Raw genomic sequence first — 13,914 nt, forward strand, 5'->3', positions numbered from 1 at the left:
AGTCCGAGGCGATGAGCGCCGAGCAGCGCCGGCTGTTCGAGGAGACGCTGACCGAAGACGAGGCCGCTCTGGAGGCCCTGCTGAAGCAGGCGCAGGGCACGCCGCCGGATGACACAGCGGTGTCGTCCAAGCGCAAGCCGCGACGCCAGCCTCTGCCCGACCATCTGCGTCGCGTGCAGCATGACCACGAGCCCGAGGACACCGCCTGCCCAAACCCGGGCTGCGGCAAGCCGATGGTGCGCGTGGGCGAGGACATCAGCGAGAAGCTGGACATCGTGCCGGCGGAGTTCTTCGTGCATCGGCACGTCTACGGCAAGTGGGCCTGCCGCTGCTGCCAGCGCCTGGTGCAAGAAGCCGTCGAGCCGCAGATCATCGACGGCGGCATGCCCGCAGCAGGCCTGGTGGCGCACACCCTGATCAGCCGCTTCGTGGATCACCTGCCGTACTACCGTCAGGAGGCCATCAACGCGCGCTCGGGCGTGCACACGCCGCGCTCGACGCTGGCGGCCTGGTCCGGCCGAGGCGGCGCGGCGCTGGAGCCGCTGTACGACGCGCACAAGCGCTTCGTGCTCTCGGCGCGGGTACTGCATGCCGACGAAACGCCGGTGGCCCTACTCGACCCGGGTCGGGGCAAGACCAAGAAGGCCTACGTCTGGGCCTATGCGCGCGGAGCCTTCGATCCGGTGCCGGGCGTGATCTACGACTTCTGCGTGGGGCGTGGCGCGCAGTACCCGATCGCGTTCCTGGGTGCTGGGCAGGGTGGTCAGGACGAGCGAAGTTGGCGCGGTACGCTGGTGCGAGACGAATACAAGGCCTACGACAGCGTGATGAGCGCGGAGCCCGGACGCACGGCCGCGGGATGCCTTGCTCATGCCAGACGCAAGTTCGATGAACTGCTGCTCGACTCGGGCAAGAGCGCTGTCGCTGAGGAGGCGCTGCGTCGCATCGCGGAGATCTACCGCCTCGAGCGAGAGCTGTCGACGCTGACGAGCGATGAGCGGCTGTCGAGAAGAAGCAGCGATGCGAAGCCACTGTGGGCAGACATGCATGCATGGCTGCGGCTGGAGCGAGGCCGAGTTCCTGAAGGGAGCGCCACGGCGAAGGCCCTGAACTACAGCCTCAACCACTGGGAAGCCCTGACGCACAACCTGCGCGACGGCGACGTGAACGTCGACAACAACAGCCTGGAGAACCTGATCCGCCCGTGGGCGGTGGGGCGCCGAGCATGGCTGTTCGCCGGCAGCGCGCTCGCCGGTCAGCGTGCCGCGAGCGTGATGAGCTTGGTGCAGTCGGCCAAGCTGCACGGGCACGATCCGTGGGCCTACCTCAATGATGTCCTGACCCGGTTGCCCACACAGTTGAACAGCCGCATCGAAGAACTGCTTCCCCACAACTGGCAGCCCGCACGCTGAGCGCGCCGCCGCTACCGCGACGATGCTCGCCTGCCCGTCAACTATGGGACGGCCAGCCGCTTACCTCGTTAGCATGTTCGCTGTGAGTGTCACCGCGATGCGGCCACCGTCGAATGACAGTTGGTCGCGAGCGCTCAATGCGCAGTAGGCGACTACATTAGCCAGCGATTGCGCAAACGCGCAGAAGTGCCAGTCGCGAGGAAAGGCCGCTTCCTCCAGTCCGAGCGTCTGGCATGCGCCCCAGTGTGGGCGCCCAGAAGCGAGAAGCTGCAGGTTGGCTTACGCTGAGTATGGGCGTGCGCTCTGAGCAGATAAAGGAGAGCCGCCGGGCCTCTTCTTGTCACTGCTGAAGTGTCTTGCCGCGGGCTTCAGGGCGGCCCACAAACCACTTGGCCCTTTTGTTTCGGAGTTTCGCCACTTTGCTCGCGTTGCGAACACGGGAGTTGACATCGGTCCGGAACGGCGCTGTCGCTCGAACGCCCTCTATCATCCCGGTTGCCCCAATCAGGGTCGCACCTACGGTATCAGCTCTCCATTCAAGTGTCATGGTTGCTTCTTTCAAGACTAAGAGCAATAAGAAGGGAACGCAAGCCAGGGGGGAAAAGGGCAACGGCATCGTCTCATTGAGCATTGCTTTCCAGCCGAACGGGGACAACAACATGGACACGAAAAGCGCTGCGGACGCGAGGAGTCCAAGCGCAAAAATGCAGGCCGTCAACCGGAACCAAGCGGAGTCGTGATTCTTGATATGACCCATCTCGTGCGCAAGTATGTAGTCAGTGATGACGGTCGAATCGCCCAATAGATCACGGGTGACGTATATGTCACCGCCCCAAGTTTCAGCGGTGTGCCCGTTCTGGCGACTGGCGTGCACTTTTACTCGGACTGCCTTCGCTTTTAGCCTTTCGGTGTATGCGTTGACTGTTCGCTGCATCGAAGCCAAGTTCAGCGCTTCGGCATGACTCAAGCCCTTGAAAAGGTCGGTTGGCAAGGCAAGTTGGTGGGTCAAGAAGTTCCTCCAGATTTTGATTCCTAATGCTAGGTGCTGTGCTAGGCCAATTTTCCCTGTTGCCGTCGGGAACTGTGCTGTCTGTATTGGGCATATCTGTATCGCATCTGTGTTGCCTTTGACCTCCGCTCATCCGAGATTTGCGCCCCCAAGCGCGACTCGAAGCAGTCCGCGGCTTGGGAGCGCACCGAGGATGACGTTGTCCGCTCGGCGCGAACCGAACGTCGACTGATAGAACCTACTCGGCATCGGGCACTGGCACCGGTGTAGGGCAGAGGGAATGCCGCAGCGCGCCAGCTTGCGGTCATGCGCGTCGATCAAGCCGTGCTCAATGGTTGAACGCCAGCCTCCATGCATCGGATTTCCGACTAAGGCGAAAGTATGTGTCGTGGCAAATAGCCAACAGCCAACTGTGCAGTCCTCCTCAAAATTGTGGAGCCGGCTAGGTCTCCCCACAGCTTGCGGGCCGAATGGCTCAAAGAATTGCAGATGCCCCGTCGAAGAAAAGCCGGCCCCGCTGAAAACCTGATCGACCTAGTCGCGCTGATGCCTTGGTACGCCGGGGTGATCCTGGCTATCGCCAGCTACATACTGCTTCGCCACATAGCGGCAGCGCCATTGGTTGCGCTCAAGCCGGGTGACGTGAGCGGTGCGATGGCCGGAGCCCTTTGGCGTGGCCTCGCCTCGGCCGGGCAATACATCTTGCCGCTCATCTGCATCGCAGGTTCTGCGGTTTCGATCTGGCGGCGTGGTAAACGTCGATCTTTGATGGACAGCGCCACGCGTTCCGACTCCGCAGGCGGCTTGGATGGGATGAGTTGGCGCGAGTTCGAGATGCTCGTGGGCGAAGGGTTCCGCCTGCAGGGCTACACCGTTTCGGAAAACCACAAGCCAGGCCCGGACGAGGGCATCGATCTGATCCTGCGCAAAAGTGGCGAGCAGTACCTCGTGCAGTGCAAGCAATGGCGCGCCTTCAAGGTCGGTGTGCCCGTGGTGCGGGAGTTGTATGGCGTCATGGCCGCGAAGGGTGCCGCAGGTGGGTTCGTCGTTACCTCAGGCCGGTTCACCGCCGAGGCGGAGGAGTTTGCGAGCGGGCGCAACGTTCGACTCATCGATGGCCCCAAGCTGCACCAGTTGCTCAGGCAGGCCAAGGGTGGAGGTGTCGCAGGTCAATCTGAGGGCCACCTCACGATACGACCTGTCGACCCGGGGCCCAGCGTGGCGAAGCCAGTCGCTCCGACGTGCCCAAGGTGCGCCCAATCGATGGTTCGGCGTACCGCGAAGAAGGGCGCCAACGCCGGACAGGAATTCTGGGGTTGTTCGGATTACCCCCGCTGTCGCGGCACGGCATAGGCATGGCGACCGGCATCCACTTGCTGGTAGATCTGCCAAAACGTCCAGCCTTCCCCAAAGGAGGTTGAGGCCTGGCTCGGTGATGCCGGAGAAGCGTGGGTCTTCTATGACCCGACCCAGCTTAAGCGCAAGGCGGGCTTCGAAGTCGAGAGCCCCCGATCGACGCTCATTCCGATCTCACGCACTGGCTCGAACTCGCTGGATTTTCACCTTGTGTTCTACCTCGGCTACTTGGCGGCCAAATCCATCGTGCCGATTTGTCGCTCTGGCCAAGGACACCGGGTACGACCCTCCGATTGCCCATGCGCGCACGCTTGCGTTTTCCGTGCGCCGCATGAGCTCGCTGCCGGCCGCGACCAAGCTCGGCACCGCAGCCTCGGCCATCGCTTCGCCAAGTCGGCGTCGATCGGCGCGCCTCCCTGACGACCGGACGGTACGATTGCGCATGAGCGCCACCGAAACTATCCCGTTCGTCTACGGGCCGGAAGACTTCGAGGTCAACGACGCTCGCATCCTGCGCGCAGTGCGCACACCAGGCGTCGAAGGGACGGCGGTCTTCGCAACCACGAACGGCGGCTTGACACGGGTGGTAGTCACGATCACGGGCGAGCCATTGCGCATCGCCCGCGCCAGCCTGCCGTTGGAAGCCCAGGCCTTCGGCGGCGATCAACCGAAAGCGATCAGGCCCCGACCGAAGAGCTGACCATCAGTTCGAGATCTTGCTGGCGGCTTCGTGAAGCCCGCTGAGGATTGGTTCGGCCAAGGATTCCGGAAAGTCGCTCGGCAACTGCGCTCGCACCTGCAGAATCACCTGCGGCGTGCGGTTCACCAGGTCGTCGATCACCAAGCCCGAGCCGCGCCCGTCTAGGGTGGTCACCCCGTGCCGCTCACCTACAGCCAGCCAGTGTCGGCGCAGGATTTCCCGCATCTTCCACGTATTCTTGGAGCGGATCGCCATGGCCATCTTGGCCTTGAAAGGCGATAGCTTCCCCGGTCCATCGCCGAGGATGGGATAGGCCGACAGAACGTCGTACAGCGGCGTGAGCTGGTATCGGCCCTTGGGCCGCAGAAACAGGCTGAAGTTCTTCGCATGCCCATCGGTCGCGCAGAGCATCCAGAAGACCACTTGCGCCTGGAAAAAGGTCCGCTTGTCCTCTTCGCGGGACATCGACCCATCCAGCACCTCCACGATGCTGTCAATCCCGGGGCCGCCGTCCGCCTCGTACTTTGCATACGGCGACACCCCCTTCGCCTGACACATATCCTCCTGAGGAAGTCGGATGAGCCGCATGTCGCCTGCAGTCTGGGGTCTTCCTGGCTCGGGGACGAAGGTTTTGTAAGCGCACGCGAGTGGAAACGTTCCAGTCTCTATTGCCAAGGGCGATTGTTCGCGCGGCCAAAATTTTCAAACACTATTGCTCTTTTCCGATTTCTATTGGCCGCCACCAGGTGTTCATCGGAGCGATCCTAGGAAAAGCATCAGAATCCATCAACTCAATGTCATGAATACGGGGAATCCATGCGATGGATTTAAGGTCGCTCGATCTCAACCTGCTGGTCGTCTTCGACGCCATGCTCAGGCACCGCAGCGTGACGCGGGCGTCGGAGGCCATCGGCCTGAGCCAGCCGGCCACCAGCGCCGCCGTGGCACGGCTGCGCGCGCTGTTCGACGATCAACTCTTCGTGAAGATCGGCGCCGAGATGAAGCCGACGCCGCGCGCGGCCGCGCTGGCGCCGAGCGTGCTTCGCGTGATGGACACCGTGCGCGACGAGATCCTCCAGGACAGCGCGTTCGATCCGGCGCTGGCCGCGAGAACCTTCACGGTCCTGACGCCGGACATCGGCGAGGTGGCCTTCATTCCGCCGATCCTCGATCGGCTTGCGCTGCAGGCGCCATCGGTGCGCATTCGATCGCTTGCCCTGCCGCGCAACGCGGCCGCGGAGGCCCTCGAATCGGGCGCGGCCGAACTTGCGATCGGCTATTTCCCGGACCTCCAGAAAGGGAATTTCTTCCAGCAGCGGCTGTTCAAGACCTCGTATGTCTGCATCGTGAGCAGCGGCCATCCGGGCATTGCGGACAAGATCACGATGAAGCAGTTCCAGCAGGCGCGCCATGCCGTCGTCAGCCCGGACGGGCGGGAGCACTTGCTCGAGCGCTGGCTCAAGGAGAAGAACATCCGGCGCGACGTGTTCATCGACGTCTCGCATTTCATGAGCCTGGTGGCGATCGTGCCGGGCAGCGAACTCGTGGCCACCGTGCCGCGCGAAATCGCCGAGGTGATCGCCCGGCACGCGAGCGTGAGGATCGTGGACGCGCCATGGAAGCCGCCTCCGATCGAGGTTCACCAGTTCTGGCACCGTCGCTTTCACAAGGACCAGGCGGTCGTCTGGCTGCGCGGGGTGGTGCACGCGCTGCTTCGCCATTAGGGCGGCCGCGGCATGCCAAGATAGCGCCGTCGAACCATCGAGACAGCCATGCGACGTCTGCGCTTCCTCACCAACCGCCATCGCGCGCCCTCGACCAACAGGGCCCTGGGGCTGCTGCTGGCCTTCAACGCGGGTGCCGTCAACGCGGGCGGCTTCCTGGTGCTGCACATGTACACCTCGCACATGACCGGCTTCGCCTCCCAGCTCGCGGATGGCCTGGTGCTGGGCAACGCGAAGCTGCTGCTCAACGCGCTGGGTGCGGTGCTGGCCTTCCTGAGCGGCGCGGCGGTCTGCGCGATGCTGGTCAACTGGGGCCGCCAGAATCGCCTGCATGGCGTCTACGCGCTGCCGCTGCTGCTGGAGGCGATGTTGATGCTTCCCTTCGGGCTGATGGGCGCGATCACGTTGACCTGGAACACGCCCTTCGCAGTGCCGCTGACGGTGCTGCTCCTGTCGTTCATCATGGGGCTGCAGAACGCGGTGGCATCGAAGACCTCGGGCGGCAGCATCCGCACCACCCACATGACCGGCAACATCACCGACCTGGGCATGGAGCTCGGCAAGCTCTTCTACTGGAACCGCGCCGACCACGCCACGGCGGCACCGGTGCGCCACGATCCGCGGCGCATCCGCATGACCAGCGGCCTGGTGGGCATGTTCGTGCTCGGCGGCGTCGTCGGCGCGCTGGGTTTCAAGTACGTGGGCTTCATCTGCACGCTGCCGCTGGCGGCGCTGCTGCTGGCGCTGTCGCTGCCGCCGCTGGCGCGCGATCTGCCCCGCTCGCGGGTGCTGCGGCGCTTGGCCGGCTTCCTTGGGTGGCGAGCCGGGCGCTAGGCGTTGCCGCCGATGCGGCCGAAGCACCCGGCTGAACTGGCCGTTCAGCTGGGTACACATCTCGATACATCGCGATTAGCATAGCGGGGCTCGGCATCGCGCCGGCACGGGCAGACAACAAGCATTCGAAGATGTCCTGGATTCAAGAATTTTCCCTGCAGGGTCGACTGAGCCGCACCGGCTTCTGGCTGCGCATGGGCGTGGTGGTTCCGGTGGCGCTCTGGCTGTGCACGGCGGTGCAGCAGCGGCTGGGCGCGCCCTTCGACCTGATCCCCGTGCTGGCCCTCGTGGGGCACCTGGTCTCGGTCTGGGGCCGCCGGCTTCACGACCGGGGGCGCTCGGCCGCCTGGCTGCTGCTGGCGGCCGTGCCGGTGGCCGGCGCGATCGCGCTGCTGATCGAATGCGGATTCCGCGGCCCGGCGGCGAACGCCGAACGCTACGGCGCGCCGGCGGGCGTCCGCAGCGACTATCTGCGGGTGACGAACCCCGCCACCGACCCCGCCCTGCCATGACCAACCACCACATCGTCAACGACGTCACGCAACTGAACCCGGTGCGGGTGATGGCCATCGTCGCGCCGGCCTGCACCGAGGACGTCGTCGAAGCATTGCGCCGCACCTCCGGGCCGGTCTCGATCGGGGGCGGGCGCTTCAGCATGGGCGGGCAGACGGCCAGTCCGGGCAGCCTGCATTTCGACATGCGCTCGATGAACCGCATCCTCGCGTTCTCGCCCGACGAGAAGACGATCAGGGTCCAGCCCGGCGTTCGCTGGTGCGACATCCAGCGCTTCGTCGACCCGCACGGCCTGGCGGTGAAGATCATGCAGACCTACGCCAACTTCACGGTCGGCGGGGCCTTGAGCGTGAACTGCCACGGCCGCTACGTGGGGCTCGGCCCCTTGGTGCTGTCGATCCGCAGCATCGAGGTGGCGCTGCACGACGGCCGGCTCGAGCGCGCCAGCCGGACGCACAACCCCGAGCTGTTCTACGGCGTCATCGGCGGCTACGGCGGACTCGGCGTGGTGGTCGAGATCGAGCTCGACCTGGCCGAGAACAAGCGCGTGCTGCGGGTCGACAAGGTGATGCCGCTGTCGCAGTACTGGACCCACTTCAAGAACGAGGTCCGCAACAACCCGAAGGCGGTCTTCCACAACGCCGACCTCTACGCGCCGCACTACGCGAGCGTGCGCTCGGTCACCTGGGTCGAGACCGATCGCCCGGCCACCACCTCGGCGAGGCTGCAGCCGCTCGCGAGCCGCTACCCGCTGCATCAGTACTTCCTGTGGGCCGTGTCCGAGACGCCCTTCGGCAAGGAGCGGCGCGAGAAGCTGGTCGACCCGCTGCTGTACCTGCGCAAGAAGGTGCACTGGCGAAACTACGAGGCCGGCTACGACGTCGCGGAACTCGAGCCGCCGTCGCGCAAGGACCGGACCTACGTGCTGCAGGAATACTTCGTCCCGGTGGAGCAGCTGGAGGCCTTCGTGCCCCTGATGGCCGCGGTCCTCCGGCGCCATCGCGTGAACGCGCTGAACGTGTCGATCCGCCACGCCATGCCCGACCCCCACACCTTGCTGAGCTGGGCGCCGCGGGAGACCTTCGCCTTCGTGCTGTACCACAAGCAGCGGACCCGGGAGAACGCCAGGAGCCGGGTCGGCGTCTGGACCCGCGAACTGATCGATGCGGTGCTGTCGGTCGGCGGCACCTATTACCTGCCGTACCAGCCGCACGGCACCGAGGCGCAGTTCCATCGCGCCTATCCGCGCGCCAGGGAGTACCTGGCCCTGAAAGAACGGCTCGACCCCGACTTCCGCTTCACCAACGTGCTCTGGAACAAGTACCACAAGCCGGGGCAGCCGGTGCCCGCCGCCACCGATGCGCCGAGTTCGGAGTTCCACCAGGTCTTCGGCGATGTGCGGCTGTCCGATGCCTTCTATCGCTTTCTCCAGAGCGTGTTCCGCACCTTGCCGGAAGACCGCTTCCACCAGCTGATCCGCGATGCCTGCAAGCTGCACAAGGACGAAGAGAGCGTCTACCGCTACCTGCAGAGCGAGCTGAAGGGCATCAAGCCGATGCTGGCCGACCTGACGCATGCGCTGCCGTCGCTGGTCAAGCAGAAGGCCGAGATGACCCGGCAGACGCTGCAACTGCTGGGCGAGCGCAAACGCTTCTCGGGCTATGCCGAGATCGGCTCCAAGGGACGCTACTTCCGCGGACTCGCGTCGGCGCTCGACATCGGCGGCCCCTGCTACTTCATCGACGAGAAGGCGCCGACCTTCTCGCCGGTCGACATCATGGAGCGCGGGCAGCTTCGCAAGCTCGAGGGCCGGCACCTGCCGCTCGCCGACTACGCGCCGCTGCCGGCCGACCCGATCGCCGACGCATCGCTCGACCTGGTCGCCTGCTACGTCGGGCTCCACCACATGACGGTGGAGCGGCTGCTGGGCTTCCTGGCGTCGGTCAACCGCGTGCTGCGCCCCGGCGGCGTCTTCATCGTCCGCGACCACGATGTGCGCTCGGAGGCGCTGCGGGTGCTGGTGTCGCTGGCGCACACCGTCTTCAATGCGGGACTCGGCGAGACCTGGGAGACCAACCGGGCCGAGCTTCGTTTCTTCGAGCCGGTGGCGACCTGGGTCGAGCGGCTGGCGCAGGCGGGCTTCAAGGACTCCGGCGCCCGCATCCTGCAGGACAACGACCCGACCGACAACGTGCTGCTGTGCTTCACCAAGGAAGGCCGGGCGCTGACCGGCAGCGTGGCGAACGACGCTGCGGCAGCGCCGCTGCCGTCCGTGCGTCCCGAAGCGCTCGCGGCGGCACGATGAAGAGCGTCCGGCCACTGCTCGCACTGGTGTTCGCGGGCCTCGCGCTCGCGTCGTTCCACGGCGGGGCCGCCGCGGCGGAAGCCGCCACGCCGCCGGTCCACCAGCGGACCCCCGACCAGACCTTCCTGACCTTCCCCGAGTGGTACCTGGTGCACAGCCCGGCCGAGTACGCTGCCTACCTGGCCAGCGGACGGCCGCCCAGTGCTTTTCCGCTGTTCTCGCACATCGGCCAGTTCTGGCAGGGCTACCGGGCGGTCGGCCGCGAGCTCGGCAACTATCCGTTCAATGGCGGCTATCACCTGATGGTGATGGTGATCGGCACCAGCACCACGGTCGAGTACGCGGTCAAGGGCGCCTACGAGCACACGGTCGGCAGGCTCGCGGAGGCCACGCGGTCGGGCCCGGCGCCAGTGCCCGAGGAAGTCTTCGCGGCGCGCTATGCGCAGGCCTATGTGGACTTCATCCGGGTCGACCCCTGGTACCTGTTCGACTTCGGCGCCGAGCTTCGCCGAATGTGGGCGGCGGGCCTGCCGCTGTCGGGGCCGAACCTGATCCGGCGCTGGGAGCGCCGGTTCGCGCTGACGACCGAGCTGCTGGTGAAGGCCGGCTATGCGCAGGCGATCAAGCTCGGTACCCACGCCATCTATGACGCGCCGCTGCCGGTCACGGCCGTGGTCCTCAGCGGGGCGCCGGCCAGGGATGCCGCGCACCCCGACTACGCGCTGCTCGAAACCGGCGCCGCAGGCGTGTTGGCGACGATCCCGCGCTACGAGGGCTTCACGGCCTACAGCCGCTGGCTCGCGGGCCAGGGGATCGACTTCAGGGAGATCGCCGGCAACCGCGGCGAGGTCGTCGCCAGCCTGCTGGTGCCGGCGCAATGGTCGCCGCCGCCCGGCGCGACGGCGCGGGTGCTGTTCGTGCAGCCGATCCTCACGCGGCCGGGCACCGTGAGAGTGGTGCTGGCCACGCCGATCGACCGGCTCGGCGGCCTGCTGCGGCAGGTCGAGTCGGGGCTGGGCGGCAGTGCCATCGAGCATGTCTACGACTTCTAGAACGGTCGCCTCGACGGTCCTGCGCTGCGCGGCGCTCGCGCTGCTGCTCGTCGGTGCCGTCCTCGTCGCGGCCGCGGGATGGATCGCCTACGCCCACGGCGCACGCGCAGCGCGGGAGACGAAATCGGTCGAGCAGCTGGCCGGCGGGCAGGGCCGCTGGGTGCCTGCCGGCGATGCCGCGCTGTATGTGCAGGAGTGGGGGGAGGCCAAGGCCCCGACGCTCCTGCTGCTGCACGGCACCGGTGCCTGGAGCGGCACCTGGTTCGGGCTGCCCCGGACGTTGAGCGAGGCCGGGTGGCGCGTCGTGGCCGTCGACCTGCCGCCGTTCGGGCTGTCGAAGCCGGCGCTGACGGGTGCCGGCCCGGACTACTCGCGCGCGGCGCAGGCGCGGCGTGTCCTCGGCCTGATCGACAGCCTCGGGGCGCCGGTGGTCCTGGTCGGCCATTCGTTCGGCGCCGGGCCCGCGCTCGAGGCGGCGCTGCAGGCGCAGGGGCGGGTGCGCCAGCTGGTGCTGGTCGATCCGGCGCTGGGGCTGGGCCCGATGGGCGAAGCGCCGGTCTGCGAGGCCGGCGGCCCCGGCTTGCTGGCGCACCGCGATCTTCGAACCGCCCTGGTCGGCGCGACCGCGACCTGGCCCGGACTGACGGGCACGCTGCTGAAGCAGTTCGTTTTTCGGAAGGACGCGGTGACCGACGCGCTCGTCCCCGCCTACCGGGTGCCTTTCGAACGCCAGGGCTTCACGGCGAGCCTCGGCGACTGGGCGCAGGCCTTCGCGGTGTCGGCCTGCGAGAACGCCGCCAGCCTCGACCCCGCGAAGCTGCGCGGCTGGGCCGCCGGCGGCCTGCCGGTGGCCCTCCTGTGGGGCGAGCAGGACAGCATCACGCCGCTGCCGCAGGCGCGTGCGCTGCAAGGCTGGATTCCGCAGGCGACGCTGACGGTCCTGCCTCAGGTGGGGCACATACCGCACATCGAGAGTCCCGAGGCCTTTGCCGATGCGTTACTGGGCCGGCTGCCGTCGGCCGCGGCGCCTTAGTCAGGCCGCAGCGCCAGCCGGCGTCCAGGCCGCACCCTGCACCGCCAGCAGCCCCGAGCGCCCCGCCACCTCGCCCTGCTGCAGCCGGTGCCGCGGCAGGGTGGAGCGATCGACCGCCGCGGCGAGATCGCCGAGCGTGACCAGCTGGTGCCCCTGGGCCTGCCAGCCCTGCAGCAGGCGCTCGAACACCGGCATGAGCTTCATGCCCTCGAGTTCGGCGTGCAGCGTGTAGACCTGGTCGCGGTCGGAAGCGGCCGTGAGGCCCAGCAGGTGGGCGTGGACGTTCTGCGCATCGAGGCCGTCGATGCCGATCAGCTCGTCGAGGGTGGGCAGCGTGGTCGGGAACTGCGGCGGGCCGATGACGCGCCCGTCGTCGGCCACCGGGATGAACGGCCCCTCGCCGCGCGTGTCCGACGCCAGCGCGATGCCGAGCGTGGTCTCGGCCTGCGCGGCCGCCGCGTTGAACTGCCATCCGGCGGCGCCGTGCAGGCGCGGGGCGCTGCCGAAGATCTGCGTGTGCCGCTCGATCGCGCGCGCCATCTGGCGCAGCGTCCATGCCGCATCGCGCTGCGTCAGGTGGTCCTGCCAGTCGATGTGGTCCCAGCAGTGCACGCCGACCTCGAAGCCGGCGTCGCGCACCGCGCGCAGGGTCGAGGCTTCGCGCTTCCCGATATCGGGCCCCGGCAGCAGGCTGCCGTAGAGCAGCGTGCGCACGCCGTAGTGCTCGACCACCGAGGTGCGCGCCACCTTGCTCAGGAAGCCGGGCCGGAACACGCGCAGGATGGCCCGTCCGGTGTGGTCGGGTCCGAGGCTGAACAGGAAGGTGGCGCCGGCGCCGACGCGCTGCAGCAGCGCCTGCAGCCGGGGCACGCCTTCGCGGGTGCCGCGCAGGGTGTCGACGTCGATCTTCAGTGCGATGCGCGCCATCGTCTCAGAGCGCCAGGTCGGCGGCCGCCTCGGCCTCGTCCCGGTAGTACGCGAAGAGGCTGGCGAGCGCCTCCTGCATGCCGACCTGCGGCTTCCAGTCGAGGTCCTTCATGGTCGCGCTGATGTCGGGCACGCGGTGGGCGACGTCCTGGTAGCCGCGGCCGTAGTACTCGGCCGACGACACGTCGGTCAGCCGCACCGCCGCGGCCGCCTCGGCGTATTCGGGCAGCGTGCGCGCCAGGGCCAGCATCATCTCGGCCAGCGCGCGGATCGAGTGGTTGTTGGCCGGGTTGCCGATGTTGTAGATCTTCTGGTCGGCCACGCCGCCTTCGTTGGCGATGATCTTGACCAGTGCCGCGATGCCGTCGTCGACATAGGTGAAGGCGCGCTGCTGGCTGCCGCCGTCCACCAGCCGGATCGGCTCGCCGCGCACGATGTGGCCCAGGAACTGGGTGATCACGCGGCTCGAGCCCTCCTTGGGCGTGTGCAGGCTGTCCAGGCCCGGCCCGATCCAGTTGAACGGGCGGAACAGCGTGTAGCGCAGCCCTTCCTGCATGCCGTAGGCGTGGATGACGCGGTCCATCAGCTGCTTGGCGGCGGCATAGATCCAGCGCGGCTTGTTGATCGGGCCGTAGACCATGTTCGACGATTCGGGGTCGAAGGCTTCGTCTTCGCACATGCCGTAGACCTCGCTGGTCGAGGGGAAAACCACCCGCTTGCCGTACTTGAGGCACTGCCGCACGATCGGCAGGTTGGCCTCGAAGTCGAGCTCGAAGACGCGCAGCGGCTGCTTCACGTAGGTGGCCGGCGTGGCGATCGCCACCAGCGGCAGCACGACGTCGCACTTCTTGACGTGGTATTCGATCCACTCCTTGTTGATCGTGATGTCGCCTTCGAAGAAATGGAAGCGCGGGTCGCCCAGCCACGGCCGGACCCGGTCGGTCTGCATGTCCATGCCGTAGACGTGCCAGTCGGTGGTTTCGAGGATGTGGCGGGTGAGATGGTGGCCAATGAAGCCATTGACGCCGAGGATGAGGACTTTGAGCATG

At 66.9% G+C, this 13,914-nt stretch carries 14 protein-coding genes; 10 read left to right on the forward strand and 4 right to left on the reverse strand.

What is annotated here, in order from left to right:
* Positions 1-1,412, forward strand: a 1,412-nt coding sequence (tnpC, locus tag AC1DF3_RS23825; protein ID WP_478141040.1) for an IS66 family transposase, incomplete at its 5' end; no start/stop codon positions are given.
* Between the two features lie 340 nt (positions 1,413-1,752).
* On the opposite strand, the gene AC1DF3_RS23830 is transcribed toward tnpC, so the two are convergent.
* Complete coding sequence (locus AC1DF3_RS23830; RefSeq protein ID WP_478141041.1) at positions 1,753-2,421, reverse strand: M48 family metalloprotease; 669 nt, start codon at positions 2,419-2,421, stop codon at positions 1,753-1,755.
* Positions 2,422-2,910: 489 nt separating this feature from the next.
* On the opposite strand from AC1DF3_RS23830, the gene AC1DF3_RS23835 reads away from it, so the two are divergent.
* Genes AC1DF3_RS23835 through AC1DF3_RS23845 form a run of 3 tightly spaced genes read left to right on the forward strand, consistent with a single transcriptional unit; the run spans position 2,911 to position 4,477 of the window.
* A complete protein-coding gene (locus AC1DF3_RS23835) occupies positions 2,911-3,774 on the forward strand; it encodes a restriction endonuclease (RefSeq protein WP_478141042.1) in 864 nt (287 codons plus the stop codon).
* A gap of 30 nt (positions 3,775-3,804) precedes the next feature.
* Positions 3,805-4,197, forward strand: coding sequence for a PIN domain-containing protein (locus AC1DF3_RS23840; RefSeq protein ID WP_478141115.1), 393 nt, complete (start codon positions 3,805-3,807; stop codon positions 4,195-4,197).
* Positions 4,109-4,477: a hypothetical protein gene (locus AC1DF3_RS23845; RefSeq protein WP_478141043.1), complete on the forward strand. Its 369-nt coding sequence runs from the start codon at positions 4,109-4,111 to the stop codon at positions 4,475-4,477. The genes AC1DF3_RS23840 and AC1DF3_RS23845 overlap by 89 nt, the downstream gene beginning before the upstream one ends.
* Before the next feature lie 3 nt (positions 4,478-4,480).
* Here the strand turns inward: AC1DF3_RS23845 and AC1DF3_RS23850 are convergent, their stop codons facing one another.
* A complete protein-coding gene (locus tag AC1DF3_RS23850; protein ID WP_478141044.1) occupies positions 4,481-5,065 on the reverse strand; it encodes a HipA domain-containing protein in 585 nt (194 codons plus the stop codon).
* Between the two features lie 233 nt (positions 5,066-5,298).
* On the opposite strand from AC1DF3_RS23850, the gene AC1DF3_RS23855 reads away from it, so the two are divergent.
* The 6 genes from AC1DF3_RS23855 to AC1DF3_RS23880 all read left to right on the forward strand — a co-directional run bounded on the left by AC1DF3_RS23855 (position 5,299) and on the right by AC1DF3_RS23880 (position 11,938).
* The gene (locus AC1DF3_RS23855) at positions 5,299-6,201 is read left to right on the forward strand and encodes a LysR family transcriptional regulator (protein WP_478141045.1); all 903 of its coding nucleotides are present in this window, start codon (positions 5,299-5,301) and stop codon (positions 6,199-6,201) included.
* Positions 6,202-6,249: 48 nt separating this feature from the next.
* The gene (locus AC1DF3_RS23860) at positions 6,250-7,035 is read left to right on the forward strand and encodes a YoaK family protein (RefSeq protein ID WP_286536107.1); all 786 of its coding nucleotides are present in this window, start codon (positions 6,250-6,252) and stop codon (positions 7,033-7,035) included.
* Positions 7,036-7,166: 131 nt separating this feature from the next.
* Positions 7,167-7,547, forward strand: a complete 381-nt coding sequence (locus AC1DF3_RS23865) for a DUF805 domain-containing protein (RefSeq protein WP_286536106.1) — start codon at positions 7,167-7,169, stop codon at positions 7,545-7,547.
* Positions 7,544-9,853, forward strand: a complete 2,310-nt coding sequence (locus AC1DF3_RS23870) for an FAD-binding protein (RefSeq protein WP_478141046.1) — start codon at positions 7,544-7,546, stop codon at positions 9,851-9,853. Before AC1DF3_RS23865 ends, AC1DF3_RS23870 begins: the two co-directional genes overlap by 4 nt.
* Entirely contained in the window at positions 9,850-10,905 is a 1,056-nt protein-coding gene (locus AC1DF3_RS23875; RefSeq protein ID WP_478141047.1) for a hypothetical protein, read from the forward strand. Before AC1DF3_RS23870 ends, AC1DF3_RS23875 begins: the two co-directional genes overlap by 4 nt.
* Positions 10,889-11,938, forward strand: a complete 1,050-nt coding sequence (locus tag AC1DF3_RS23880) for an alpha/beta fold hydrolase (protein WP_478141048.1) — start codon at positions 10,889-10,891, stop codon at positions 11,936-11,938. Before AC1DF3_RS23875 ends, AC1DF3_RS23880 begins: the two co-directional genes overlap by 17 nt.
* Here the strand turns inward: AC1DF3_RS23880 and AC1DF3_RS23885 are convergent, their stop codons facing one another.
* Together AC1DF3_RS23885 and AC1DF3_RS23890 are read right to left on the reverse strand one after the other, a co-directional pair.
* Positions 11,939-12,865: a polysaccharide deacetylase family protein gene (locus tag AC1DF3_RS23885; protein WP_478141049.1), complete on the reverse strand. Its 927-nt coding sequence runs from the start codon at positions 12,863-12,865 to the stop codon at positions 11,939-11,941.
* Positions 12,866-12,869: 4 nt separating this feature from the next.
* Positions 12,870-13,913: a bifunctional UDP-4-keto-pentose/UDP-xylose synthase gene (locus tag AC1DF3_RS23890; RefSeq protein ID WP_286536100.1), complete on the reverse strand. Its 1,044-nt coding sequence runs from the start codon at positions 13,911-13,913 to the stop codon at positions 12,870-12,872.
* Between the last annotated feature and the right edge of the window lies 1 nt (position 13,914).

Source organism: Variovorax sp. 10N432 (assembly GCF_056394465.1).

What these genes read in the sequence shown, in the direction of transcription:
- AC1DF3_RS23855 (WP_478141045.1), top strand. Translation starts at nt 5,299, where the DNA reads ATGGATTTAAGGTCGCTCGATCTCAACCTGCTGGTCGTCTTCGACGCC.
- AC1DF3_RS23870 (WP_478141046.1), top strand. Translation starts at nt 7,544, where the DNA reads ATGACCAACCACCACATCGTCAACGACGTCACGCAACTGAACCCGGTG.
- AC1DF3_RS23835 (WP_478141042.1), top strand. Translation starts at nt 2,911, where the DNA reads ATGCCCCGTCGAAGAAAAGCCGGCCCCGCTGAAAACCTGATCGACCTA.
- AC1DF3_RS23880 (WP_478141048.1), top strand. Translation starts at nt 10,889, where the DNA reads ATGTCTACGACTTCTAGAACGGTCGCCTCGACGGTCCTGCGCTGCGCG.
- AC1DF3_RS23875 (WP_478141047.1), top strand. Translation starts at nt 9,850, where the DNA reads ATGAAGAGCGTCCGGCCACTGCTCGCACTGGTGTTCGCGGGCCTCGCG.
- AC1DF3_RS23860 (WP_286536107.1), top strand. Translation starts at nt 6,250, where the DNA reads ATGCGACGTCTGCGCTTCCTCACCAACCGCCATCGCGCGCCCTCGACC.
- AC1DF3_RS23890 (WP_286536100.1), bottom strand. Translation starts at nt 13,913, where the DNA reads ATGCTCAAAGTCCTCATCCTCGGCGTCAATGGCTTCATTGGCCACCAT.
- AC1DF3_RS23845 (WP_478141043.1), top strand. Translation starts at nt 4,109, where the DNA reads ATGAGCTCGCTGCCGGCCGCGACCAAGCTCGGCACCGCAGCCTCGGCC.
- AC1DF3_RS23885 (WP_478141049.1), bottom strand. Translation starts at nt 12,865, where the DNA reads ATGGCGCGCATCGCACTGAAGATCGACGTCGACACCCTGCGCGGCACC.
- AC1DF3_RS23865 (WP_286536106.1), top strand. Translation starts at nt 7,167, where the DNA reads ATGTCCTGGATTCAAGAATTTTCCCTGCAGGGTCGACTGAGCCGCACC.
- AC1DF3_RS23850 (WP_478141044.1), bottom strand. Translation starts at nt 5,065, where the DNA reads ATGCGGCTCATCCGACTTCCTCAGGAGGATATGTGTCAGGCGAAGGGG.